Below are 22158 nucleotides of genomic sequence, written 5' to 3' on the forward strand. Positions count from 1 at the left end.
GGGTCTCCCTGACAGCAGAGATACGGCTATCCCACACGTTCCAGTGACGACATATATGACATGACGTCACATGCCGCCCCCTCGGGCCAGGATTCCGTCTTCAGCTTCTCCGTCGGTGCGATCGAGCTCCGTGAGCAGCTTCTTGAACTCGCTCCGAAACCAGCGCCAGCCGGCGGTGACGGCGATGGCGGCGGTAAGGAGCGCGAAAAGGGAAGCGGCGGCGACGAGGGGGAGCCCGGAGTGGTCGTTGATCTCGCCGGTCCGCGGGTTCATTCACATCCGCTGGTGGCTGCCGTCCGGGAGAACGGCCCTGGAATCGCGTCGCTCGGATCGTTCACGGCCGTCGAGCGTCCAGTGATGCATGCATGAGGTCTCGATTCGGACCAAGCCGCTGTCCGAGGTGGAGGTGCCGTCAACTCGGCAGTCGGTGAGGGTGGTGGTCACCGCCTGTGAGGTGCGGACCCAACTCGGGACGGCGTCCGCGACGTCGTCTGCCGTCAAGGCAGAGGTCCAGAGCAGGAGCATGAGGATGATCGCGGCTGCGTACCTGAGCACTGGCACACCGCCGTCGATGAGCGGCAGCGAAGCGAGGAACGCCACCAGGAGGCCCGCACCACCGACGAGGAGGAGAGGAGTGAGCGGCAGGGCGGCCACGGTCGAGCCCCAGGACCAGCAGACCAGTGCACCGTTCACCGCGCCGGTCAGCGTGCCCGTCAGGGTGAGAATGCGCCAGAACGCCGGTCTGCCACGTGTCATCGAGTCCCCCCGCTGATTCCGACGACGGTCTCCATGCTGACAGGCGTGGGACCGGCGGTCCACGGAAAATCCAGGCAACGGTCGGGATTTGCACGGGTCGCCGGAGACGGTCCCGAGAGCCTGTGATGATCGCCTCGATGGACCGGAGTCCACCGGCGAGAGTGGCCAATCACACGATCGGGCATTCGAGTTCGCACCCCAAGACCGGCGCCGACCGGCTAGCAGCTCAAGCTGAACATGCTCTCACCCGACTGCCCCGGCTCCGCGACCGGATTGCCGTGGCTCTCGCGCCCGACCACCCACTGCCTGGCACCTGACGCCGTCAGCAGTGGGTGCGGGCTGTTCACCCTGCCATGGCCGTAGTCCCTCCAACGAGCCCGCAACCAGTCTGATCACCCCAACCGAAAGGCCAAACCGGGCGTCACGTACCGCCCTGTGGGGACTTCCTCGAGGCAGCGGGCTCGGTGTTTGCGCCGGGCGTCTCGGTGAGTTGAGGCCGTGGCACGCGGTCAGGTGCGGAGCCAGATGACGAGCGAGGCCGCGGTGACGGTGCCGGGGGAGACGTAGCCGCGCTTGTCGTAACGGGTCTCGACGGCCCGGGAGTTCTTCAGCTTGTCGATGGCCCGCTCCACAGTGTTGCGCTTCTTGTGCCGCTCCTCGTCGAAGCCCGGGGGCCGTCCGCCTCGCGATCCTTTGCGCAGGCGGGCAGCCTGGCTGTCGGCCTCCTCCGGGATCGGGTGTCGGATGCCGCGCCGCCGCAGGTACTGACGGCAAGGACCGTTGCTGTACCTCGACACGGTAAGCACCGTTGCAGTACCAGCCGACTGGCGGATCAAGCTGAGCTCCCGGGCCGGACGGTCGGGGACGTCTGCGCATCGACCCGGATGAAGGGGCGGCCCGTCGTGGCCGGGTCGGGCCAAGAGCGCGGGCTCACCTGCTCGGCCCCTTCACTCGATGACGGTCTCCTCGTTGTTGGAGCCGGAACCAGGGCTGTCGAAGCCGGCGCTGGGCTTGGGGTTTTGGGGCCTGCGGCTGATGCTGACGCTCTGAGTGGAGGTGCGGCTACCGGGGTTGGAGCTGGATCTGTGGGACCGGCTTCGGCCGGCGCCGATGCTCTGGTTGAAGCTGGAGCTCGGCCTGGACTTTTGGGGCCTGCTGCTGCGGCTGATGCTGACGCTCTCGCTGATGCTGACGCTGCCGGAGACGGAACCGCTCCTACTGCGGCGGTCGGGCGAGGCGGAGGGCATGCTGCCGGTGGTGTGGTTGGTGGCGGCGGTAAGGGAGTTGGCGCGGCCGGCGGCGAGGGCGGTGATGGTGAGGCCTGCGGCGAGGGCGAGCAGGCGGCGTCGGGTGGGGTGGAGTTCGTTCACCGGGAGTGGTCCTTGGTGTGGTGGCTGTTGCAGCCGGCGGCGGGGAGGAGCAGGGCGGTGGCGAGGGCGTGGTCGAAGGCCGCCAGGGTGGGGTAGCGGTCGGCCGGGTGGTGGCTGAGGGCGCGGGTCAGGACGTGCTGGAGGCGGGGCCAGTGGTGGACGGGCCAGCGGGTGAGCGGTGGCAGGGGCCGGCTGGCGCGGCGTACGAGGTCCTGGGGGGTGCCGTGGGGGTGGACGTGGTGGCGCTGCTCGGCCAGGCGGTAGAGCAGGGCGGCGAGGGCGTACTGGTCGGATGCGGGCTGCGGCGGTGCCGGTCGGGGAGTGAGGCGTTCAGGGGCGGCATAGCCGGCGGTGTACTTCCAGCTGATGCCGGTCGGCGGTGTCCGGTCGTGGCCGGTGAACGTGGCGCTGTCGAAGTCGATGACCGTCACACCGCTGTCGGACACCAGCACGTTGCCCGAGTTGATGTCGCCGTGGACGACGCCGTGCTGGTGCAGCAGACGGAAGGCCGTGGACAGGGCGAGGGCAAGGTCGCCGAAGGCCTCGGCTGCAGCCGGTGACCGGTCCGCGAGGGAGACGTCGAGATGCTTCGTCAGATCGTCGAGTGTGACGCCCGTGCGCCATTCGCTGACCAGGAACGTGAACGGCCCGTGGCTGCCCGTCCGGGTCAGTCGCGGGACGAAGGCCAGTCCGGCGAGGTGGCTCAGGACGTCGGCTTCGTTGCCGACGCGGGCGAGCGCGGGCGCCGAGGCGTCGGCGCACACCGTTTTGACGGCCACCGCCTGCCCGTCCGTGCCGATGCCCCGGTAGACACGCGTGCAGCGGTGCTCCCGCACGAGGCGCAGTGCCCGGTAGTCGGCGAAGTCCGGGGGGAGGAGCCGTGGTGTTCCGCGCCCGTGCCGGCAGCGTTCGTCGGAGGTGTCCGGCCGCTGCCGGGGGGATGCTGCCGGGCGTGGCCTGCCCGGCAGTTGTTCCCCGGTGACGGGTGCGGCAGCAGTCGGCCCGGTGGTGGTGGTCACGTGCGGCTGATGGTGAACGGGATGTGCTTGGTGAGGTCCTGGACCTTGACCTTGCCGGTGAAAGCGGTGTCCGGGCCGGTCAGTCCGGTGCAGTCGGTGATGGACCCGCCGCAGACGTCCGCCGTCGCCGCGTCGGCCGCAGGTGCTTCGACTGCCATGCTCGCCACCAGTGCCAGTACGGCTGTGCCGGCCGCCGGCGATCGAGGAACCCTCATAGGAACATTTCCTTCCTAGCGGTGAACATATTGTAGGTAAAAGTACGTATCGAGGGGTGTCCGGCTGCGCACGACTCACCAGACCGGCTCCCGGCACGCCCGTGAAGCCCTCGGACGGCGGAGTCCGGCACCTGCCGTGCGTTCTGGCGGGCAGTCACGGCCGGGCGTGACAGGTTGGCAGGTGCCAGGTCGGGCATCGGTACCACCTGCGGCCAGGGCTCGTTGCCGGACGGCCACTTCCTGCGGCCGAGGACGACCGCGCCCGGCACGACCGCGCCCGGCACAGCCACACCCGCCGTGACCGCGATCGCCGCGACCGCCCGCACGGCTTTCCGACGTCGGCCGATCCGGTCCCGAACCGGACCTCGTGTCATGGCCCGTACCCTGGGCCGACGTTCCCGACCTGGGCACGAGGACCCGTATCCGACGTCAGTCCCAGCCCGTGCACGAGGAGCAGGGCGCAGCGTCGGCAGCGGAATTCCGAACTGCTAGCGTCCCCGTGGACAGACGACACAGACGACACAGACGACACAGACGGAACAACGGGGGCGGAAGACGAATGCGTCATCACACCAGGCGCCGGTACATCCCAACAGCCGTCGTCGCGCTGACGACGGCGATGGCACTCTCCGGCTGCAGCAGCGACGGATCGGACACCGGCACGGCATCGGGAACAGCCCTTGTGGCGTGGTGCAACCCGGTGAGCCGTACCCCGACGGTCGCCCTCCGCTCGTTCTCCATGCAGAGCGGCACCCAGACCGGCGAGAAGCAGGCAGCGCTTCCGACCGGCGCCGACATCGGGACCATCCTGTGCAACTCCGACCTGGACGGCACGGCACCCCTCACCCGACAGCGCTTCAACAGTGACTTCACCCTGGTCAGCGGCACGCTTCCGGGCCCCGGCGGCAGCGGTACCGTCGCAACCGCCTTCTCGCTGGCGGACGGAAGGGCAGTGGAGCGCAGGTCCGACGGCGGCGCCGGATCCCCGTCCAAGGAGAGCACGCCGTCCAAGGAGAGCGCGCCCACGTTCCAGGCCGGCACCTCGAACCTGTGGTACCAGACCGCTGCCGGCCGTCTCGCCAGCCGTGACCTGGCGCAGCCGGCCGCGGTGCCCGTCGACCACGGCATCTCACCCAGTCCGGAGTTCGTCCTGGCCGGTGACAAGCCGGTGCGTTACCCCTCCGGCGTCGACGCCCGACGGGTTGCGGCAAACCCGGCCGGCACGGTCGCGGCCGGCTTCTCCTACCCCTCACCCGTCCTCTGGCACACGGACGACAGCGCGAACTCCGGTGGAAACTCCCTCGATCAGCCGCTCTACCTCGACCACATCGACCACAACAAGCACGACGGCGAGGAACGCCAGGTCACGGAGATCCCCGGTGCGAGTTCCAACCTCCTGGGCTGCGTGCCACGGCTCTGGATCAACGCCCGGAGTCTGCTCTGCACGAATGAACTCCACTTCTACCGGATCTCGTTCAAAGCCGACTACAGCCGGATCACCGAGGTTGCCAAGCTGTTGCCGGAAAGCCCCAAGATCCGCGACGCCGTCCTCTCGCCGGACGGCAAGGCACTCGCCTACCTGAAAGCCGAAGGTCCGACGGTCGACCTCTACCGGGTGAGCCTTGCCGAGGACGCGAAGCCCGTCGAGGTCGGCCCCCTGCCGACGAACACGGGGGGCATCGGCGACATCGTTCATCTGGTCGCCTGGCAGTAGGCCCTGTCGCTGCGTCAGCCCGTCCGCGGGCTGTGGCCGGACTACTGGCCGGGTCGGTGGTGAAGCACGTCGGCGTACCAGCGGCGGTGCACGATCGGCTCGACGCACAGGACGGCGGCGCCCGCGACCGCACCCACGAGAAGGGAGGCCCGGCCGCCGCCGTCGGCGAGTGCGCCGAGGCAGGCGATGCCCACGGCGAGCGGTCGCAGGAGGGTCAGCGGTCCGAGGCCGATGACCATGGCGAGGGTGCTGGCCCGGAACGGCAGGATGAAGTAGGCCGCGAGTGAGAGCAGGACCGCAGCGGCGTAGAGCGCGAGCGGGAGCAGGTAGCCGATGCCGCCGTCGGCGAGGGCGGCATACGTCCGGGCCCGGTCGGCGGCGGTCAGCAGCACGCCGCCCGCCGTGAGCGCGGGAGCGAGCAGCAGGACGGCGCCGACGGCCAGGCCGCGCAGCGCAGACCGGACGACGGCACGGTGCTTCCGGATCCGGGCGTCCCGTCCGGCGTAGGCGCGGAAACCGCTGAACGCCGCGTCGACCAGGCCGAGCACGGCGAGCGGCAGGGCCGGGGTCACCGTGCGGTCCCGGTGAGCTGCTCGGGGCCCACGAGTCGGCGGGAGGCGCGGCCGAGAGCCTGGCGCAGCGGTGCCTCCAGTTGCGGGCGGATGCCGAGGATCGGGCGCAGGGTGGTGCAGAACGGGTTCGCCAGGCCCCGGGGCTCGTACAGCAGCGGCCGAATGCCAGGGGCGGCCGCAGCGCGCAGCAGCGTCTCGTCACTGTGGGCGCGGAGGGCGGAGACGACGCCGTCGTGGCGTCCGAGTGGATGGCGCATCCGGGCGCGGTGGAAGATCCAGGCGCCGATGGGTGCGAGCCGGGTGGCGGCGATGTCGTAGTGGCAGAAGGCGAGCGCCGGCGAGGCGGCCTGGGCCTGGAAGAACTCCGCCAGAGCGGGGCCGCGGAAGTGGTGCAGCACACCGGTGGAGACGTAGACGGTGGCGGCTTCCGGCAGGTCGAAGGCATTGCCGTGGACGAAACGGCAGTCGAGCCCTTCGGCGCGGGCCAGGCGGTCGGCCTCGCCGACCAGCGCGGCATCGAGGTCGACACCGACGAGTTCGACGGCCGGACCGAGGGCGCCGGTGGCGGCGAGCCAGCGGACGAGGTAGCCGAGCCCGGAGCCGATGTCGACCAGGCGGAACGGCCCGGTGTGCCCGGCGGTCGCGCGGATGGCGGCGAACAGCGGGCCGAGCACGTGTACCAGGCGGTCGCCGATCCGCAGTTCCTCGCTGAGCCGCTGCAACTCGGTGTGCACACTGACCATCAGACGGTCCACGGCCGCCGGGTCGAGCACGTCGTCCCGGTCGGTCGGCAGTGCGTCGACGATGCGGGCCGCGCGCTGGTCACCGCACTCGCGGAGCCGGCGGACCACATCGGCCCGGCGGACCGGCAGACGCGCTCCACTGTGCGGGTCCGTCGCGGTGATCAGGTCGGATATCTCAAGGTGAGGCACGGCCAAGAACCCTAACGGATCCGATTCCGGCTCGACTGTCGGCCGGCTTCCGAAGCGCGCCACGGCCGCTCGCGGTCGAGTCGGCCGAGTCGGCCGAGGCGCCAGGGGTCCGGTGCATCCGTCAGCCAGCTTGCCGGTCCGCCGGTGCGTCGAAGGGGACCGAAGCCGCTGCCGGCACAGTGAGCGCATCGACAGGCCGGACGGCTGACACCATGTCACCCCGTTGTCCGTGCGGGCGGACGTCTCGCACGGACCGGCCACCGGTCATCGGCCACCGGGTATCGGTCAACGCCACCGGCTGCTTCAGGCGGAGGGTTGGCCGGCAGCCCGCAGCTGCACGATTCCCCAGTCGAGTGCTGCCCGCAGATGCGTGGAACTCCCGGTGGACAGCATGATGGACACACCGCCCTGGACAGCGGCGAGCATCGCGGCGGCCGCCTGGTCGACGTCGAGGGACATCGGCAGCAGCCCGTTCTCCTGCAAGGCCCGGATACCGGCGGAGAGGCTGTCCTGCCACTTCCTCAGCAGTTCGACGACCACGGCCCTGGCCCCCGGCTCAGTACGGCCGATCTGCAGGAACAGCGAGCTCAGCGGGCAGTGGTCGCCCTGGGCCTCGTAGCGCTCCACGACGACGTCTCGCCACCGGTGCCAGGCTTCCCAGGAGTCCAGACACCCCAGCTGCGGCATCTGATCGTCCAGCACCCGGTCCGCCTCGTACTGCGCGACCGCGAGCAGCAACGCGTCCTTCCCCGCAGGGAAGTAGTGGAAGAGCTGACTCTTGCTCGTCCCGGTCCGCGTCCGCACGTCGTCCAGTGTTGCGAGCCCGACGCCCTTCTCGCGGAGGACCTCGGCAGCACCTTCGACGATGCGCAGTCGCGTGGCCTGTCCCTTCGGCGTCAGTGCACCCCGCATGATTCCGCTCCTGAGAACAAGTGGACTTCCGGGTCCACACTATCGGGGCACCCACGGACGGCGCATGCGCCCAAGCCCTTCTCCGTGCACCGGTGGGAGCGGCTGTCCGGCGTTCGTCCGGACAACTTCGAGATCTTCCGATCCGGATTCATCCAATCGGTTACCACTCGGTCGTGGCGTCCGACGAATGCGGATGGGCGTCGGCCGGTGCAGGGAGCCGCTACTCTTCGTCCCTGCTCAATCCGGCGACTTCAGCGCCCTGGTGAGTTCCTCCGAATGCCGCGCGAGGTGCTCTGCGTCGGCTCGGTAGTGGAAGTGGTGGCCTGCGGCCAAATGTCCGGCGAACGCCTCACTTCCTGCCGCGGCCTGTGCCTTCATGTGTGCAATCAGGTGTTCCAGCCGCGTGATCGCGACTTCGACGAGGGTGCCGCGGTCTCTGTCGGCCAACTCGTAGGCATCCGCGAACAGACGCAGTCGCCGGGCCTGCTCGTCCGTCGGCACCGCGCCCTCCTCGGGTGCGACGGTCAGCGGAACGAACCGGTATGCGGCATAGGCGACATCCCAGATCCTCGGGCCGGGATGCGCGGTGTCGAAGTCGATCAGAGCCACCGGCAGCCCCTTGCGGAACACCGTGTTGTACGGGGCGACATCGCCGTGGCAGATGACCTCGGCCGGGCCGCGCGAGGGGAAGTACCAGACCGCATCGGCAGGCGGGCAGAAGCCTGCGGTCGCGTCGTGGAAGGCACGGAGAAGTCGGGCTGCGGAGCGCAGCCGCACATCGCCGTCCGCAGAGAGTGGATCGGCACCGACCCGCCCGGGGATGAAGTCCAGTACCTCCCGGCCGTGATCATCCACGCCGTGTGCCCTCGGTGCTCCGGTGAACCCGACGGCGGTCAGATGGTTCAGGAGAGCGTGAACAGCCGGGGTCCAGGGGCCGGTTGGCCGTCGCACCGTTTCCCCGATGCGCACGACATCGTTCACCCCTCCACCTGTGAGGATCTCTTCGTCCATGTAGAGGAAGCTACCGCACTGCGACTTCGCCCCCGAAGCGCCGAAGTCAGTAACTTCGTCTCCCGGCCCTGACCGTTCTCGGGGTACGGATACGCCGTCAGGACCACGGCCCCGACACCGTCCAGGAGCACGGCCCGGGCACCGCACTCCTTCTCGGCGGTGACGACGGCCCGTCCGCCCACGTGATCTCTTGGAACGAGCCCGGGGAAGCTCGGCGCACACCAAGCACACCGTGGGTGCCAGGCGAACCGCGCATACCGGAGTCCGCAGACCACGCACGCCACGCACACCACCAAAGGAGACGCCTCGTGAGCTCGTCCGCCCCGCACTGGTTCCGCTTCCTTCACCGGAGGACGGCGGCGACCACCGCCGTCGCCGTGGCCGTCGGTGCCCTCACCGTCGGCGCGCTCGCCCCGTCCGCCGTCGCCGCCCCCGGGGTCGCCAGGCCGGACACCGTACGGCAGCGTCTGAACACCCTGGTGGCAGAGGACGGTCTGCCCGGCGCGCTGGCGGCCGTCCGAGACCGGGACGGCCGCACCCGTAACTACACTGCCGGCGTCGGCGACGTGACGACCGGCGCCCAGGTGCCGGTCGACGGCCAGGTGCGGATCGGCAGCAACACCAAGACCTTCGTCGCGGTCGTCCTCCTCCAACTCGCCGCCGAGGGAAAGGTGGACCTCGACGCCTCCGTCGACACCTACCTGCCCGGCCTGGTCCGCGGGTACGGGATCGACGGACGCTGCATCACCGTCCGCCAGCTCCTCCAGCAGACCAGCGGACTTCCCAACTACAGCAACTACCTTGGGGACGACGTCCGGTACTTCGAACCCCGCGAGCTGCTCGACATCGCCCTCCGGCACAAGGCCGACTTCGCCCCCGGCACGAAGTGGGAGTACAGCAACACCAACTACGTGCTGGCCGGCCTGATCGTCCAGCAGGTCACCGGCCGGCCGCTCGCCGAGGAGATGGACCGCCGCATCATCCAACCCGTCGGGCTGCACCACACCTACTTCCCCGCCCCCGGTGACGCGACCATCCGAGAGTCCCACCCCGAGGGCTACTACCGGGACTCGGCAGGCACGCCGCTGCGCGACGTCACCGAAATCGATCCCTCCTGGGGCTGGGCGGCAGGCCAGCTGATCTCCACCAACTCCGACCTCAACCGGTTCTTCACCGCGCTCCTGGCCGGCCGCCTCCTCCCGCCGGCCCAGCTGGCCCAGATGCGCACCACCGTCCCCGCTGACAGCACCTTCGGCTCCGGCGCCCGCTACGGACTGGGGATCGTCAGCATGCCACTGTCGTGCGGGGGTCTCTATTGGGGCCACGGAGGCAGTTTCCCGGGGTACGAGACCCGGGGCGGCGCCACCGACAGCGGCCGCTCCGTCAACGTCGCAGTGACCATGCAACTGACCGACCAGGCATCCAGGAAGCGTGTCGAGAGTGTCGTGGACACAGCCCTGTGCCGCTGAACCACGCCCCCCGAACCACGCTCTCCGGGCCGTGCCGTCGAAGTGATCACCGGCAGCCGCACCGCGCGGCTGGTGCGGCGCATATCGCCGCCAGTGATGGCGCACCTGCCGCGCCGGCCCGCGACCGAGTATTCCGGACCACCTGGGAGCAGTCGTGGACCGGCGGTCGCGCCTTCACCGCCGAATGTCGCGGCCGGCCGTGTCCCGGTCCGAGTCGTCGTCTCGGACCGGGTACCGGTGGCTGGGCTCGGCGACCACCCCGGGGGGATCCGGAGCCCGCGTTCGAGGTCCCCTTCCCGTCCTGGGGCTCAGCGGTTCTTGAACTCCTCGATGGCTCCCCGGACGGCCTCCTGCATGGCGTTGCTTCCGGCGTGCCCCGAGTCCTCGATGATGTGCAGGCGAGCGTCCGGCCACGCCTTCGCCAGCTCCCACGCCGTCTGCACCGGGCTGCCCATGTCGTGCCGGCCGTGCACCAGCACCCCCGGGATGCCCGCCAGTTTGTGGGCGTTGCGCAGCAGTTGGTCCTCCTCCAGCCAGGCGTTGTTGCTGAAGAAGTGGGCGCAGATCCGTACGAACGCGATCCGCGCGTCGGTCTCGCGGTCGCTGTACATGCCGGGTAGGCCGTTGGGTTCGTTGGAGATGACCGCGTCCTCCCAGGTGAGCCAGTCGGCGGCGGCCTTCTCCCGATTTGCAAGGTGGGCAAGGTTTTTGACGTGTCGTCAACCAGGTGGTCGGCCCGGGGGTCGTGCTCTGTTGCCGGGCGGGACGAGGGCGACGGACCTCGGCAGCCGTCCGTGCTCCCGCTCCGCAGCCTGCCGGGCAGACGGACTCCGGCCTGCCCATCGGAAAGCCCAAGCGCTACCACCGCGGCACACCGCCCGGCCCCCAGCCGGCCTCGGCACGCGTGGACCTGTGGTTCGCCACCCAAGAACCCGTCGATGCTCGGTGGCCTGCTGGTCACGGCCGCCGACACGGGCGCCGAGCCGTCCCCGGTCTGGCGGGCCCGCCACCGACTGCACCCGGACTGACGGCCGCCACGCTTGCCACCGGCGGGACCCGGACGGCCGCCACGTGCGACGGCCCCTGACCGGGCGCAGGTCAGTGTGTCCCAGAGCCGGCGTGCGTGCTTCATTCCTGCGGCGCGCGGTGGAGCAGCCGTCGGGCGCCGGAGCGGACGGCGGGCAGGACCTGGCCGGTCAGGCGCTGTGAACGCAGCGCCGCCCGTGCCGCGTTCGCTCCGCAGGCGCCGTGGACGCCGCCGCCGGGGTGGGCCGACGACGAGGCGAGGTAGAGGTTGCGCACCGGGGTCTCGGGCCGGCCGGTGCCGGGGACCGGTCTGAGGACGAGCTGCTGGTGGACGGCGGCCGTGCCCCCGTTGAGCGCCCCGCCGACGAGGTTCTCGTCCAGGGCTTCCAGGACGCTCGGGCTGAGGATGCGGCGTGCGAAGATCCGGGACCGGAAGCCGGGCGCGAAGCGCTCGACCTGGCGTTCCAGCCGGTTGGCCATGGCCTCGCTCTCGCGGGTGTCCCACCGCCCGGCGATGGAGTCGTAGCCGAGGTCGGCGGTGATCTTCTGCGGGACGTGGGTGTAGGCCCAGGCCGACTCGGTGCCCGGGGGCGAGCGGGTGGGATCGGCGGTGGTCATCTGCCCGAGCAGGGCGAACGGGCGTCGCGGAAGGCGCCCGGTGGTGACCTGGAGGGCGTAGTCGCTGAGTTCGTCCAGGTCCGCGCCGAGGTGGACGGTGCCCGCCGCGGCGGCCTCGCGCGCGGCCCAGGGGATGGGGGCCGAAAGCGCCCAGTCGACCTTGAACGTCGAGAAGTCCCACTGGAAGCGACCGAGGTCCTCCCGCAACCGCGAGGGCAGGTGCTCCCAGCCGACGAGCTGTCCGTACAGAGCCGTGGCCGGCACGTCCGCGAGGACCGCGCGCCCTGCCCGGTACGCCTGGCCGTCGGCGGTGCGCACACCCAGCGCCTTCCCGGAGCGCACCACGACCTCCCGCACCCGCTGGCCGCAGTGGACGTGTCCGCCACGCGACTCGAACCGGCGAACCAGGGCCTGGGTGAGGGTGGACGAGCCGCCGACCGCCACGGGCCAGCCGAACTGCTGGCCCAGCATCGCCAGCAGCCAGCCGAAGGCCGCGCTTCCCACCGCCTCCGGCAGCAGGTCCGCGTGCAGCGCGCAGCCCGCCAGCAGCAGGCCGGCTCCCGGCTGGGTGAACTCCTCCTCGGCGAGGCGGCGCACCGGGACCGTCATGAACCGCGCCGCCCGCAGCACCCCGTCGGCCCGCAGTGCGCGGGCGAGCGCCGCAGCGGGCTTCAGCGGCGGAAACGGGGTGAACAGGGTGTGCAGCAGGTGCGGGTCCATGCTGGTCCACAGCGAGGTGAGCCGCTCCCAGGCCGCGGCGTCCGCCGCGCCGAAGCACCGTTCCATCCGCTCCCGGGTTTCGTTCAGGCCCAGGTGCACAGTGGCGCAGCGGCCGTCGGGCAGAGGGTGCGCCAGCACCGTGGGGGCGTGGCTCCACCGAAGTCCGTACTCCTCCAGCCGCAGCGCTTCGATGACCGGAGACGCCCTGGCCAGGGGGTGGAAGGAGCTGAAGACGTCCGACACGAACGCGGGGTCGACGCCCCGGTCGCTGCGCACCGCCCCGCCCGGCACGTCCTGGGCTTCCAGGACGTCCACCTCCCATCCGGCGTCGGCGAGGAGGTTGGCGGCCACCAGCCCGTTGGGGCCGGCGCCCACGACGATCGCATCAGCCATCTCACGCCTCCCGGATCCCCCCGCTCTTCACGCTAGCCAGCGCCCGCCCCGGCGGCGAGACGGGTCGTGCGGAGGCCACGCGCCCCGCCGCCACCGGTTTGTGTCCGTCTGCACCGCAGGAGGGTTGAAGCCCGGTGGCTCCCCCCATCCCGGGCAGCCCGCTCGGTAGCACCGCGGCTCACACGGTGATGGTCTTGTACTCGATGTACTGGGTCAGACCGACGGCGCCGTACTCGCGGCCGACGCCGCTGGCCCCGAAGCCGCCGAAGGGGCCGTCGAACCCGATCGGGGCGCCGTTGACGGTGACGGTGCCGGTGCGCATCCGGCGGGCCACGTCCAGGGCGTGGTCCTGGTCGGCGGACCAGACGCCGCCGGACAGTCCGTACTCGGAGGCGTTGGCGATGCGGACCGCGTCGTCCTCGTCGTCGTAGGGGATGACCACGAGCACCGGCCCGAAGATCTCTTCCCGGGCGATGCGCATGGAGTTGTCGACGTCCGCGAAGAGGGTCGGGGTGATGTAGTTGCCGTTCTCCAGGCCGGTCGGCACCTGCGGGCCGCCGGTGACCAGCCGGGCACCCTCCTGCACGCCGATGCCGATGTACTCGCGGACGCGCTGCTGCTGGTCGGGGCGGACCATGGGGCCGATGAAGGTCTGCTCGTCGCTCGGGTCGCCCACCGGGAGGGATTCCAGCAGTTCCTTCAGTGAGGTGACGACGTCCTCGTAGCGGCTGCGCGGTGCGAGGATGCGGGTGTGCGCGATGCACGCCTCGCCGTTGTTGAGCAGGGAGGCGTACTTCAGTCCCCGGGTCACCTGGGCGAGGTCGGCGTCCGCCAGGATGACGGCGGCGGACTTGCCGCCCAGCTCAAGGCTGACGCGCTTGAGCTGTTCCCCGGCCAGGGAGGCGATCCTGCGGCCGGCCCGGGTGGAGCCGGTGAAGGCGATCTTGTCGACGTCCGGGTGCGACACCAGGTATTCGCTGGTCTCCCGGTCGGCGGGCAGCACACTGATCACGCCCCGGGGCAGGCCGGTCTCCTCCAGCAGTCGTGCGAGCAGGTTCATGCTGAGCGAGTTCTCCGGTGACACCTTGAGGACGACGGTGTTGCCTGCGAGCAGCGCCGGAACGATCTTGGCGAGAGCGGCCGAGAATGGGGAGTTCCAGGGGATGACGGCGGCGATCACGCCGATGGCCTCACGGCGCACCACCGAGCGGAAGGTCGCGGCGGGGTCGGACGGTTCCAGCGTCTCCTCCCAGCCGAACTCCTCGGCCGCCTTCAGGTAGGCGTTGGCCTGCCGGGTCAGTCCGGGCTGCCCTGCCCGGGTGAACCAGATCGCCGAACCGTTCTCGGCGGAGACGAGTGCGGCGATCTCTGCCGCACGGGCCTCGCGCAGTGCGTTCAGCCGGCGGATGAGCGCGATCCGCTCGGCCGGGGACGTCCGTGGCCACGGACCCTCGTCGAATGCCGCGCGGGCCGCGGCGACCGCGCGGTCGACGTCCGCCGGGAGGGCCTGCGCGGCGCGGCCGATGACGCTGCGGTCGTGCGGGGACGCGATGTCGAGCAGAGCGGAGCCGCTCGGAGCGCTCCACGCGCCTCCGATGAAGAGCCGGTCGTTGATGATCATTGCTCGTTCCTCCTCGTCGTGCGCCGGGGGTCGGCATCATGAGCCGGGCTCGGCGTGGAATAACTGTCTCATTCGTGTGGCAGTTAATGCAACACCGGCTCATCCGAGAGGCGGTTGTTCCTGGAGACGTCACTGAGGTGATGTACTTTTGCTCCGTGAGAGCTGATGCCGCACGCAACCTGGAACTGGTCCTGACCACGGGGGCCCGCATGCTCGCCGACGACCCGGCGGTGAGCATCGCCGCCATCGCGGCGGAGGCCGGGATGGACCGGCGCACCGTCTACCGCCGCTTCGCCTCGCGCGAGGAGCTGCTGGCCGCCGTGTACCAGGCGCGCTACGACGCGGTCGAGGCGGCGCTCGACGCCGCCAGGCTGCGCGAGGCGCCGGTCGCGGTGGCCCTGCACCGCTACGTCGAGGGGATCATCGCGGTCAACCGCAAGTGGCCGGTCGAACTCGATCGCGTGCGCGCCGAGGAGTCGATCCGTGAACGGCGCGGCCGCATGATCGAGGAGGTCGACGTCTTCCTGCGTCGCGCGACCGCTGAGGGACTGCTGCGGTCGGACCTGCCGGACGGATGGGTGGGCGTGCTCCTGCCGCAGCTCATGCACCTCGCCTCGCAGCAACTGTCCGAGCTGAGCCCCGCCCGGGCCGCCGACGTAGTGGTCGACACCCTGCTGCGCGGGGCGGGCGTCGCGTAACACTCGCACCCCCGCACGCGTCGGTGGACCGGTGGCCGGCTTGTCACCGCCCGGCTGCGCAGGTGAGGTCCCGGTGATCCGCAGCCGTTCGGCCCGGGACCGCCTGCGTCGCGGCCTGTGCCCGCAGGGCCTCGGCGTGGTCCTGCCGCAGTCGGATCCGGCTGCCGGGGATCCGGGTGGCGGTCAGTCGCCGGTCTTGACCTTCTTCATGGTCAGGTGGGATTCGACCCGGAGGATGCCGGGGAGGCCGGTGAGCTTGCTCGTGAGGAAGGTGCTGTACGCGGCGTGGTCGGCGACGGCGACGCGCAGGAAGTAGTCGGGGCGGCCGAACATCCGGCGGAGCTCGACGACCTCCTCGTAGGAGGCCAGGGTCCTCTCCAGCGTCTCGATGGTCTTGAGGTCGTTGGCGTACACCTCGACGTCGACCATGACTTCCAGGCCACGGCCGACGGCCTCCGGGTTGATGACGGCACGGTAGCCGGCGATGACGCCGGCCTCCTCCAGTCGCTTGAGGCGGCGCAGGCACGGCGGCGGGGTCAGGCCGACCCGCTTGGCCAGTTCCACGTTGGTCAGCCGACCGTCCTGACGCAGGTGAAACAAAATGTCTCTGTCGATCGCATCGAGGATGAATTCATTGCTCACAGCCCCATCCTAGGGGAACTATTGGCAACCATATGTGGTGATTTTCCGTCTAAAGTTTCAGCATGACCGCGTTTTCGGTCGCTGCAAGCGATCCTCCTCGTCCTGCCCCCGCCCCCGCCCCCGCGCCCCCGTCCCGACCCCGGTCCGAGGCCCTGGCAGCGCTGGGGGATTCGGCCTCCGTGGGTCTGGGCCTGCTGCCGCTCGGCCTCGCCCTCGGCGTGCTCATCACGCAGGCCCGCCTGCCCTGGTGGTTCGCGAGCCTGTCCACCGCGGTCGTCTACGCCGGCTCGTTCGAGTTCCTCCTCGTCAGCCTCGTCCTCGCGGCCGCACCCCTGGCGACGGTCGCGCTGACCGCCTTCCTGGTCAACGTCCGGCACGTGTTCTACGCGCTGTCCTTCCCGCTGGAGCGCGTGCACGGGCGCCTCGCCAGGGCCTACAGCACCTTCGCCCTGACCGACGAGGCATACGCCCTGGCCGCGGGCCCGCAGGCCCGTTCCTGGTCCGGCGCGCGCCTTCTGTGGCTGCAGGTGTTCATGCAGCTGTACTGGGTCGGCGGTGCCACCACCGGCGCCCTGCTCGGCTCGGTCGTACCCGACAGCGTCACCGGCCTGGGGTTCGCCCTGACCGCCCTGTTCACCGTGCTGGCCCTGGACGCCGTCCGGGAGCGGCGCGACGACCTGCCCACTCCCGTCCTCGCGCTGCTCAGCGCACTGGCCGCCCGGCTCCTCTGCCCCGGGCAGCTGCTCCCGGTGGCCTTCACCCTGTTCACCGCCGCGCTTCTCGCCCGACACCTCGCCACCAGCAGGAGGACATCCCGTGCCTGACGCCCGCTACCTGATCCTGGCCGCCGTCGTGGCGGCCGGTGTCACCTGGGCCCTGCGAGCCCTGCCCTTCGCCGTCCTGGCCCCCTTGCGCGCCAGCGCCACCGTCCGGTACCTCGGTGCCCGCATGCCGGCCGGCGTCATGGTGATCCTCTTCGTCTACTGCCTGCGGGACGTCCCACTGCACCGGTCGCAGTCCGCCGTCCCGCTCGCGGCGCTGGCCGTCACCGTCGGGCTGCACCTGTGGCGCCGCAACGCCCTGCTCAGCATCATCGGCGGCACCGCCGCCAGCGTGATGCTGGCCAGCACCCTCTTCGCCCACTGAGAACGGACTCTCAGGTGCTCACCGTCGGGTGCGGGCGGCTCTCCACGGCGGTGAGCCCGGCCAGCCGGGGGCCGACCGCGGGCTCACCGCCTGCTCGCCGCTTCGACGAGTGGCTCGGGAAGGCCGAGCGGGAGCAGGACGCGTGGGCGGAGGGCCCTACACCGGCCGCGGGCGGCTCGGCGGTAGTGCGTCCGGGCTGCGGCCGCTGCCCGCCGCGAGGTCCGGAGCCGACCAACTGTCCAGCAGGCGCAGCGCGTGCGCGGAGGGGCTGTCGGGCTCGGCGGTGTAGAGGTAGAGGGCCTGGTCCGGGTCGTCGGGCAGGGTGAGGGACTCGTAGTCCAGGACCAGTTCGCCGACGAGCGGGTGGTGGTAGCGCTTGGTGCCGTGGGTGTACTCGAGGACGTCGTGGTCGGCCCACCACCGGCGGAAGTCCTCGTCGTGCACGGACAGTTCACCCACCAGTTCGGTCAGGCGGGGGTCGTGCGGATGGCGCCCCGCGTACAGGCGCAGGGCGGCCACCGCGCCGCGGGCCGCAGTCTGCCAGTCGGTGAGCAGGCCGCGGGCCGCGGGGTCGAGGAAGATGAACCGGGCGAGGTTGCGGTGGCGGTGCGGCTTCGCGTCGAAGTCGGTGTAGAGGGCCTTCGCGAGTGCGTTGGCGGCCAGCACGTCCAACCGGTTGCCCAAGATCATCGCGGGGGTGTCGGTCAGCGAGTCGAGGAGCCTGAGCAAACCGGGCCGCACCCGCTGCGGCGGAACGACACGGCGACGGGCCGATCCCGGCCCGGGACGGGCCAGGTCGAACAGATGGGCGCGCTCGACCGCGTCCAGGCGCAGCGCGCGGGCCACAGCCTCCAGGACCGCTGCCGAGACGTTCGGATTGCGCCCGCGTTCCAGCCGGACGTAGTAGTCGGCGCTGATCCCGGCCAGCCGGGCCACCTCCTCGCGGCGCAGCCCCGGTACGCGGCGCCGGCCGGTGTCCGGTCCCAGGCCGGCCTCGCGGGGAGCGACCCGGGCCCTGCGGGAGCGCAGGAAGTCGCGCAGCTCGAGGTTGGGCTCGCGCCCTGCTGACGTGCTCATCCACCCAGGCTAGGGCGGCGTGCGCCGCTACCGCGCAGTCAGAGGGGGTCTGGCGGACCCCCCGTACACCCTGCCCCCGCTGCCGGTGCGCGGCGCGCCGCGTCCGGTGGTCTTCTGGAGAACGGCACGCAGTTCGTACCTGGCAGTTCGTACCTGTTCGAGAGGAATCGCCTTGTCCAAGCCCCTGATCGTCATCACCGGTGCCAGCTCCGGCATCGGCGCAACCACCGCCCGCCTGCTGTCCGCCCAGGGGCACCCGCTGCTGCTCCTCGCCCGGCGGCTGGAGAAGCTGGAGGAGCTCGGTCTGCCCGACACCCTGTGCCGCAAGGTCGACGTTACCGACCGGGACGCGGTCGAGGCCGCCGTGCGCGAGGCCGAGGAGCGGTTCGGGCCGGTGGACGCGATCGTCAACAACGCCGGGGCCATGCTCCTGGGCCGGATCGCGGACCAGGGCGCCGAGGAGTGGGACCGGATGATCGACCTGAACATCAAGGGCGTGCTGTACGGCATCCGCGCCGTCCTTCCCGGCATGCTCGCCCGCGGCGCCGGCACGATCATCAACGTCAGCTCCGTGGCCGGCCGCAAGACCTTCCCGAACCACACCGCCTACGTGGGCACCAAGTTCGCCGTCCACGCCATGTCGGAGAACCTCCGCGAGGAGGTCGCCTCCAGCGGCGTCCGCGTGGTCACCATCGCCCCCGGCGCCGTGGAGACCGAACTGCTCTCCCACACCACCGACGAGCGGATCAAGCAGGACTACGAGGCGTGGAAGGAGTCCGCCGGCGGCGCCCTGGACCCGCAGGCCGTGGCCGAGGCCATCGCCTACGCCTACCGACAGCCGCGGAACGTCACCATCCGTGAGATCGTCCTCGCCGCCACCGGCCAGGAGGGCTGACCGGCACCGCACCGCGGGGACGGTCGGTGTCGGGGGAGGGGGAGGATCCGGGCGAACGTTCCGGTGACCTGCTTCTGATGGCGGGCGTCGAGGGGGCGGGCCACCCGGCCCGCCTCTTCGACGTTCCCGGCTGCTGTCCGGTCTGAAACTCGCTCCAGCCCGGTACGGCCGCACGGCCGCCGGCCGTTCGCCGAAGGATCCCGTCTCCAGGAGCCGGTGTTGACCTGCCCGTCGGGAAGGGGAGCGAGGCTGCTCCGGGGCCGTCTGGACCGGGCCGGGCGGCGCACGCAGGATGCCTGCTCAGCGCTGCCTGGCTGTGGCGGCGGCTGTGGCTGCGGGGTCGGTGGCGGCCTGCGCGAGGTTCTGTTCCAGCCGTACCTGTCGGAGGTCACCAAGCCGGAGCCTGGCCCGGGCCAGGTCCGGATCAAGGTCAAGGCCGCCTCCGCGAACCCTCTCGACATGAAGATCCGATCCGGCCTGCTCGCCGACTCCGTCGCCCTGACCGGTGACAGCGCACACGTCATCACCATCGCCGACACGTTCGCCGCGCAGTACGGCGTGCGCTTCAGCGCCAGCAGCGCCGACCAGGGCGGGGAGTCCCTGCCGGAGCTGGTGCGGCCGGCCGCCACCGGCAGGTTCACCGTGCCGATCCGGCGCACCTACCCGCTGGCCGAGGCCGGCCGGGCTCACACCGACCTGACGGCCCGTCGCAACCGGGGCAAGGCCGTCCTGCTTCCCTGACTCCCTTGGGGCGCCGCCTCCTTGTGCCGCCTCGCGACTGCTGGAAACGGGCGAGGCGGCCCCGGAGCCGGAGCGCCGAAGCGGAGGCCCACCAGTGCAGTGGGGCGGCGTTCCCAGGTGCCGCTCCTGGCTGCTGCCGTGACCGGAGGGGGCCGCCGGGTTCCGGCTCGCGGCCGGGGCGACCCGTCAGGACGGCGTCGTGACCTATTCAGGTGCGATCCACGGGTCGGTCCCCGTAGTTTCGGCGTCATGAACCGTGCCTTCGTCCCCGACGACTTCAGTGTCCCCTTGGCCCTGGTCGCTCCGGAGTTCCGGCTGGAGCCCCTGGGGCCCCAGCACAACGCCGGCGACTTCGCGGCCTGGACCAACAGCATCGAACACATTCGTGCGACCCCGGGCTTCCGCACCTGGGGATGGCCTCCGGCGGCCGGGATGACCTTGGAGGAGAACCGCGCCGACCTGCAACGTCACGCGGACGACTTCGCCCGGCGCAAAGGGTTCACCTACACCGTCATCGAGGCCGGGGGCGACGAGGTGATCGGGTGCGTCTACATCTATCCCTCCCGCACTGACGACCATGACGCCGACGTCCGTTGCTGGGTCCGGGCCGACAGGGCCGAACTGGACGCGCCGCTGCGCGCGAGCGTGGCCCGCTGGCTGACGGAGCAGTGGCCGCTCGGCAGGATCAACCATGAGCCTCGCTGAGAACGTGCTCACTCCGCAGAGGCCGAGTCACACCGGCTGCCGCTCCCGTGCGCCCTTGACGGGTTGCCACGAGGCGGTGGACGGTCGTGCAGAAACCGCGCAACAGGTGTGGTGCGGAGGGGCGTTACGGCACTGCAACTGATCGTCCCGGGGGCAACCGGGCCGCCCGTGCCGCCGAAGTCAGTCGGCGGCCGGTGGGGGCACATCAACACCCAGCATCGAATACATGATCATATCCCGACGCTCGTCGCCCACCTGCTGCCAGCCGCGGAGCAGGCCCTCGCGTTGAAAGCCCACGCGCTCAGCCGTGCGCTGTGACGCGGTATTCCACGGTTCGACATACAGCTGAAGACGGGGAATCCGCAGGTCGGCAAGGGCCCAGCGGGCAACCGCGCGGAGGGCTTCCGCCGCAGTCCCCTGGCCACGGGCCGACCCGGCGAGCCAGTACCCGAGCGACGCTCGTCCCTCACCCCGGTCCCTCAACCAGAGACCGACCGCCCCCACCGGGCGCCCGTCCTCGGCCCGCACGATGACGAACGGATACCCGCTACCAGTGGACGCGCGCTCCCACTGCCGCCGGACGAAGGCTTCGCCCGCCGCCTGGGAGTACGTCGCGGGAACGGTCGTGATCAACGGGATGTAGTCGTCACCCGACGCCTCCCGGACGAGTGACAGATCTCCGAGCTCCCAGGCGCGGAGCAGGAAGCCGTCGCCGGCAGTCAAGCGGGGGACGTCCAGAGGGGTGACCATGCCGACATCCTGCCGGGATGACCGCCGTGACGCACTCCGGTTTCTGCTGTCGTCCGGGCGCCCCGGTCGGGTCGAGCGACACGATCGCCAAGCAGACGCACGTCAACGCCGCCTGCTCGTCCGGGAAGTGTCCGCGCGAGCGGACGGCCTTGCGGACTCGGGCGTCGACCGACGCGATCACGACGCAGGTTGTCCGCCAGTGTGCCGATGGTCCGGATGGCCGTCTGATCGGCCGTCAGCAGTCGCCTGTGGGGCGTTGCGCCTGAACCCGGTTGGGCACTAGCGTTGTCGGCATGACTGCCGGGTCGGCTATGAGCCATGCACGAGTGAGGCACCCGGCCTCGGCTTGAGTCCGGGGCGGGCGCGAGGCCCGCCGTTCGCTCTCCATGTCTTCTGTACCGGCGCCCACTTGCGGCGCTTTCTTCCCAAGACCCGGAGAGAGTCGACGACATGTCGTACCACGAACAGCACACGGACACGGCGACCACCGCCGTCCAACTCAACCACACGAACGTCTACGCATCGGACCGGCAGCTGTCGGCCGAGTTCATCGCCTCGGTTCTCGGCCTGAAGGTCGGTGTCCCGTTCGGGCCGTTCCTGCCCGTCGACCTCGGCAACGAGGTGACGCTCGACTACTACGAGAAGCGCGACGAGCCGGTCCAGCCGCAGCACTACGCCTTCCTCGTGTCGGAGGAACAGTTCGACGGCATGATCGCCCGGCTGGAGGCGGTCGGTGTCACCTACTACGCCGACCCGCACCACACCGAGCCGGGCCGGATCAACCGGCTCTTCGGCGGGCGTGGCGCCTACTTCGCCGACCCGGACAGGCACAACATGGAGATCATGACCCGGCCCTACATCCGGCCGTAGGCGCGGGACGCGGCCCCGCACTGCCGGGCCGGAGCGGGGCCGCGTCCGTCACGAGGGCTCGGTGGCGACGAGTCGGGACCCGGTGCGGCGCGTACCGGCGGGTGCCGGTTCTGCCGGGGGAGCAACGGGCGGCGGCTGCCTGCGGGTGCGGGTGCGGGTGCGGGTGCGGGGGCGGGTGCGGTGGCCCGGTGGTGCCGGTCGCGGGGCGGGGCGGGCCCACCGCCGGCGGGCCAGGAGCCGGGCGGGCCCGCGCCGGGGCCCCCGCGCGGCCGGGGGGGGGGGGGGA

General features: G+C 71.0%; 25 protein-coding genes. 9 read left to right on the forward strand and 16 right to left on the reverse strand.

What is annotated here, in order from left to right; genetic code table 11:
• Positions 1-66: 66 nt before the first annotated feature.
• From ACFC1R_RS20435 to ACFC1R_RS20460, 6 genes are all read right to left on the reverse strand, one after another.
• Complete coding sequence (locus ACFC1R_RS20435; protein ID WP_375940481.1) at positions 67-273, reverse strand: hypothetical protein; 207 nt, start codon at positions 271-273, stop codon at positions 67-69.
• A complete protein-coding gene (locus ACFC1R_RS20440) occupies positions 274-756 on the reverse strand; it encodes a hypothetical protein (protein WP_375940483.1) in 483 nt (160 codons plus the stop codon).
• Positions 757-1265: 509 nt separating this feature from the next.
• Complete coding sequence (locus ACFC1R_RS20445) at positions 1266-1553, reverse strand: hypothetical protein (protein WP_375940484.1); 288 nt, start codon at positions 1551-1553, stop codon at positions 1266-1268.
• Between the two features lie 150 nt (positions 1554-1703).
• The gene (locus ACFC1R_RS20450; RefSeq protein WP_375940485.1) at positions 1704-2126 is read right to left on the reverse strand and encodes a hypothetical protein; all 423 of its coding nucleotides are present in this window, start codon (positions 2124-2126) and stop codon (positions 1704-1706) included.
• A complete protein-coding gene (locus ACFC1R_RS20455) occupies positions 2123-3145 on the reverse strand; it encodes a protein kinase (protein ID WP_375940487.1) in 1023 nt (340 codons plus the stop codon). Before ACFC1R_RS20455 ends, ACFC1R_RS20450 begins: the two co-directional genes overlap by 4 nt.
• Positions 3142-3303: a hypothetical protein gene (locus ACFC1R_RS20460; protein ID WP_375940489.1), complete on the reverse strand. Its 162-nt coding sequence runs from the start codon at positions 3301-3303 to the stop codon at positions 3142-3144. The genes ACFC1R_RS20455 and ACFC1R_RS20460 overlap by 4 nt, the downstream gene beginning before the upstream one ends.
• A gap of 757 nt (positions 3304-4060) precedes the next feature.
• Between ACFC1R_RS20460 and ACFC1R_RS20465 the strand changes: the two genes are divergently transcribed.
• Positions 4061-5074, forward strand: coding sequence for a hypothetical protein (locus ACFC1R_RS20465; protein ID WP_375940491.1), 1014 nt, complete (start codon positions 4061-4063; stop codon positions 5072-5074).
• A gap of 41 nt (positions 5075-5115) precedes the next feature.
• Here ACFC1R_RS20465 and ACFC1R_RS20470 read toward each other — a convergent pair whose 3' ends face one another.
• From ACFC1R_RS20470 to ACFC1R_RS20485, 4 genes are all read right to left on the reverse strand, one after another.
• Positions 5116-5646: a hypothetical protein gene (locus tag ACFC1R_RS20470; protein WP_375940493.1), complete on the reverse strand. Its 531-nt coding sequence runs from the start codon at positions 5644-5646 to the stop codon at positions 5116-5118.
• Entirely contained in the window at positions 5643-6578 is a 936-nt protein-coding gene (locus ACFC1R_RS20475; RefSeq protein ID WP_375940494.1) for a class I SAM-dependent methyltransferase, read from the reverse strand. The genes ACFC1R_RS20470 and ACFC1R_RS20475 overlap by 4 nt, the downstream gene beginning before the upstream one ends.
• Before the next feature lie 303 nt (positions 6579-6881).
• On the reverse strand, positions 6882-7490 hold the full coding sequence (locus tag ACFC1R_RS20480; protein ID WP_375940496.1) for a TetR/AcrR family transcriptional regulator: 609 nt from the start codon (positions 7488-7490) through the stop codon (positions 6882-6884).
• A gap of 237 nt (positions 7491-7727) precedes the next feature.
• Positions 7728-8501, reverse strand: a complete 774-nt coding sequence (locus ACFC1R_RS20485; protein WP_375940498.1) for an aminoglycoside phosphotransferase family protein — start codon at positions 8499-8501, stop codon at positions 7728-7730.
• A gap of 308 nt (positions 8502-8809) precedes the next feature.
• On the opposite strand from ACFC1R_RS20485, the gene ACFC1R_RS20490 reads away from it, so the two are divergent.
• The gene (locus tag ACFC1R_RS20490; protein ID WP_375940500.1) at positions 8810-9970 is read left to right on the forward strand and encodes a serine hydrolase domain-containing protein; all 1161 of its coding nucleotides are present in this window, start codon (positions 8810-8812) and stop codon (positions 9968-9970) included.
• Positions 9971-10278: 308 nt separating this feature from the next.
• Here ACFC1R_RS20490 and ACFC1R_RS20495 read toward each other — a convergent pair whose 3' ends face one another.
• From ACFC1R_RS20495 to ACFC1R_RS20505, 3 genes are all read right to left on the reverse strand, one after another.
• Entirely contained in the window at positions 10279-10581 is a 303-nt protein-coding gene (locus ACFC1R_RS20495; protein ID WP_375940501.1) for an alpha/beta fold hydrolase, read from the reverse strand.
• A gap of 517 nt (positions 10582-11098) precedes the next feature.
• Complete coding sequence (locus ACFC1R_RS20500; RefSeq protein WP_375940503.1) at positions 11099-12727, reverse strand: phytoene desaturase family protein; 1629 nt, start codon at positions 12725-12727, stop codon at positions 11099-11101.
• 178 nt (positions 12728-12905) lie between these two features.
• The gene (locus ACFC1R_RS20505) at positions 12906-14348 is read right to left on the reverse strand and encodes an aldehyde dehydrogenase (protein WP_375940505.1); all 1443 of its coding nucleotides are present in this window, start codon (positions 14346-14348) and stop codon (positions 12906-12908) included.
• Positions 14349-14557: 209 nt separating this feature from the next.
• Between ACFC1R_RS20505 and ACFC1R_RS20510 the strand changes: the two genes are divergently transcribed.
• Positions 14558-15046, forward strand: a complete 489-nt coding sequence (locus ACFC1R_RS20510; RefSeq protein WP_375940640.1) for a TetR/AcrR family transcriptional regulator — start codon at positions 14558-14560, stop codon at positions 15044-15046.
• Positions 15047-15229: 183 nt separating this feature from the next.
• Here the strand turns inward: ACFC1R_RS20510 and ACFC1R_RS20515 are convergent, their stop codons facing one another.
• Positions 15230-15688 carry an Lrp/AsnC family transcriptional regulator gene (locus ACFC1R_RS20515; RefSeq protein ID WP_375940507.1) on the reverse strand — a complete coding sequence of 153 codons (459 nt, stop codon included), beginning with the start codon at positions 15686-15688 and terminating at the stop codon, positions 15230-15232.
• Between the two features lie 179 nt (positions 15689-15867).
• Here ACFC1R_RS20515 and ACFC1R_RS20520 point away from each other — a divergent pair, with 179 nt between their 5' ends.
• Together ACFC1R_RS20520 and ACFC1R_RS20525 are read left to right on the forward strand one after the other, a co-directional pair.
• Positions 15868-16512: an AzlC family ABC transporter permease gene (locus tag ACFC1R_RS20520; protein ID WP_375940509.1), complete on the forward strand. Its 645-nt coding sequence runs from the start codon at positions 15868-15870 to the stop codon at positions 16510-16512.
• On the forward strand, positions 16505-16834 hold the full coding sequence (locus tag ACFC1R_RS20525) for a branched-chain amino acid transporter permease (protein ID WP_375940510.1): 330 nt from the start codon (positions 16505-16507) through the stop codon (positions 16832-16834). The genes ACFC1R_RS20520 and ACFC1R_RS20525 overlap by 8 nt, the downstream gene beginning before the upstream one ends.
• 156 nt (positions 16835-16990) lie before the next feature.
• Here the strand turns inward: ACFC1R_RS20525 and ACFC1R_RS20530 are convergent, their stop codons facing one another.
• Positions 16991-17911, reverse strand: a complete 921-nt coding sequence (locus ACFC1R_RS20530; protein WP_375940512.1) for a helix-turn-helix transcriptional regulator — start codon at positions 17909-17911, stop codon at positions 16991-16993.
• Positions 17912-18083: 172 nt separating this feature from the next.
• Here ACFC1R_RS20530 and ACFC1R_RS20535 point away from each other — a divergent pair, with 172 nt between their 5' ends.
• The 3 genes from ACFC1R_RS20535 to ACFC1R_RS20545 all read left to right on the forward strand — a co-directional run bounded on the left by ACFC1R_RS20535 (position 18084) and on the right by ACFC1R_RS20545 (position 20252).
• Positions 18084-18806, forward strand: coding sequence for an SDR family oxidoreductase (locus ACFC1R_RS20535; protein ID WP_375940514.1), 723 nt, complete (start codon positions 18084-18086; stop codon positions 18804-18806).
• Between the two features lie 459 nt (positions 18807-19265).
• Positions 19266-19547: a zinc-binding dehydrogenase gene (locus tag ACFC1R_RS20540; protein WP_375940516.1), complete on the forward strand. Its 282-nt coding sequence runs from the start codon at positions 19266-19268 to the stop codon at positions 19545-19547.
• Positions 19548-19796: 249 nt separating this feature from the next.
• Positions 19797-20252: a GNAT family N-acetyltransferase gene (locus tag ACFC1R_RS20545; protein ID WP_375940518.1), complete on the forward strand. Its 456-nt coding sequence runs from the start codon at positions 19797-19799 to the stop codon at positions 20250-20252.
• Between the two features lie 180 nt (positions 20253-20432).
• Here ACFC1R_RS20545 and ACFC1R_RS20550 read toward each other — a convergent pair whose 3' ends face one another.
• Positions 20433-21002, reverse strand: coding sequence for a GNAT family N-acetyltransferase (locus tag ACFC1R_RS20550; protein ID WP_375940520.1), 570 nt, complete (start codon positions 21000-21002; stop codon positions 20433-20435).
• Between the two features lie 450 nt (positions 21003-21452).
• Between ACFC1R_RS20550 and ACFC1R_RS20555 the strand changes: the two genes are divergently transcribed.
• Entirely contained in the window at positions 21453-21872 is a 420-nt protein-coding gene (locus tag ACFC1R_RS20555; protein ID WP_375940522.1) for a VOC family protein, read from the forward strand.
• Positions 21873-22158 lie beyond the last annotated feature (286 nt).

Source organism: Kitasatospora sp. NPDC056138 (genome assembly GCF_042264695.1).
Taxonomy (GTDB): Bacteria; Actinomycetota; Actinomycetes; order Streptomycetales; family Streptomycetaceae; genus Kitasatospora.

Excerpts from the sequence above, each read along its gene's own strand:
- ACFC1R_RS20485 (WP_375940498.1), bottom strand. The coding sequence starts at position 8,501 with ATGGACGAAGAGATCCTCACAGGTGGAGGGGTGAACGATGTCGTGCGC.
- ACFC1R_RS20545 (WP_375940518.1), top strand. The coding sequence starts at position 19,797 with ATGAACCGTGCCTTCGTCCCCGACGACTTCAGTGTCCCCTTGGCCCTG.
- ACFC1R_RS20555 (WP_375940522.1), top strand. The coding sequence starts at position 21,453 with ATGTCGTACCACGAACAGCACACGGACACGGCGACCACCGCCGTCCAA.
- ACFC1R_RS20495 (WP_375940501.1), bottom strand. The coding sequence starts at position 10,581 with ATGTACAGCGACCGCGAGACCGACGCGCGGATCGCGTTCGTACGGATC.
- ACFC1R_RS20460 (WP_375940489.1), bottom strand. The coding sequence starts at position 3,303 with ATGGCAGTCGAAGCACCTGCGGCCGACGCGGCGACGGCGGACGTCTGC.
- ACFC1R_RS20510 (WP_375940640.1), top strand. The coding sequence starts at position 14,558 with ATGCTCGCCGACGACCCGGCGGTGAGCATCGCCGCCATCGCGGCGGAG.
- ACFC1R_RS20550 (WP_375940520.1), bottom strand. The coding sequence starts at position 21,002 with ATGGTCACCCCTCTGGACGTCCCCCGCTTGACTGCCGGCGACGGCTTC.
- ACFC1R_RS20540 (WP_375940516.1), top strand. The coding sequence starts at position 19,266 with ATGAAGATCCGATCCGGCCTGCTCGCCGACTCCGTCGCCCTGACCGGT.
- ACFC1R_RS20480 (WP_375940496.1), bottom strand. The coding sequence starts at position 7,490 with ATGCGGGGTGCACTGACGCCGAAGGGACAGGCCACGCGACTGCGCATC.
- ACFC1R_RS20530 (WP_375940512.1), bottom strand. The coding sequence starts at position 17,911 with ATGAGCACGTCAGCAGGGCGCGAGCCCAACCTCGAGCTGCGCGACTTC.
- ACFC1R_RS20435 (WP_375940481.1), bottom strand. The coding sequence starts at position 273 with ATGAACCCGCGGACCGGCGAGATCAACGACCACTCCGGGCTCCCCCTC.
- ACFC1R_RS20440 (WP_375940483.1), bottom strand. The coding sequence starts at position 756 with ATGACACGTGGCAGACCGGCGTTCTGGCGCATTCTCACCCTGACGGGC.
- ACFC1R_RS20505 (WP_375940505.1), bottom strand. The coding sequence starts at position 14,348 with ATGATCATCAACGACCGGCTCTTCATCGGAGGCGCGTGGAGCGCTCCG.
- ACFC1R_RS20500 (WP_375940503.1), bottom strand. The coding sequence starts at position 12,727 with ATGGCTGATGCGATCGTCGTGGGCGCCGGCCCCAACGGGCTGGTGGCC.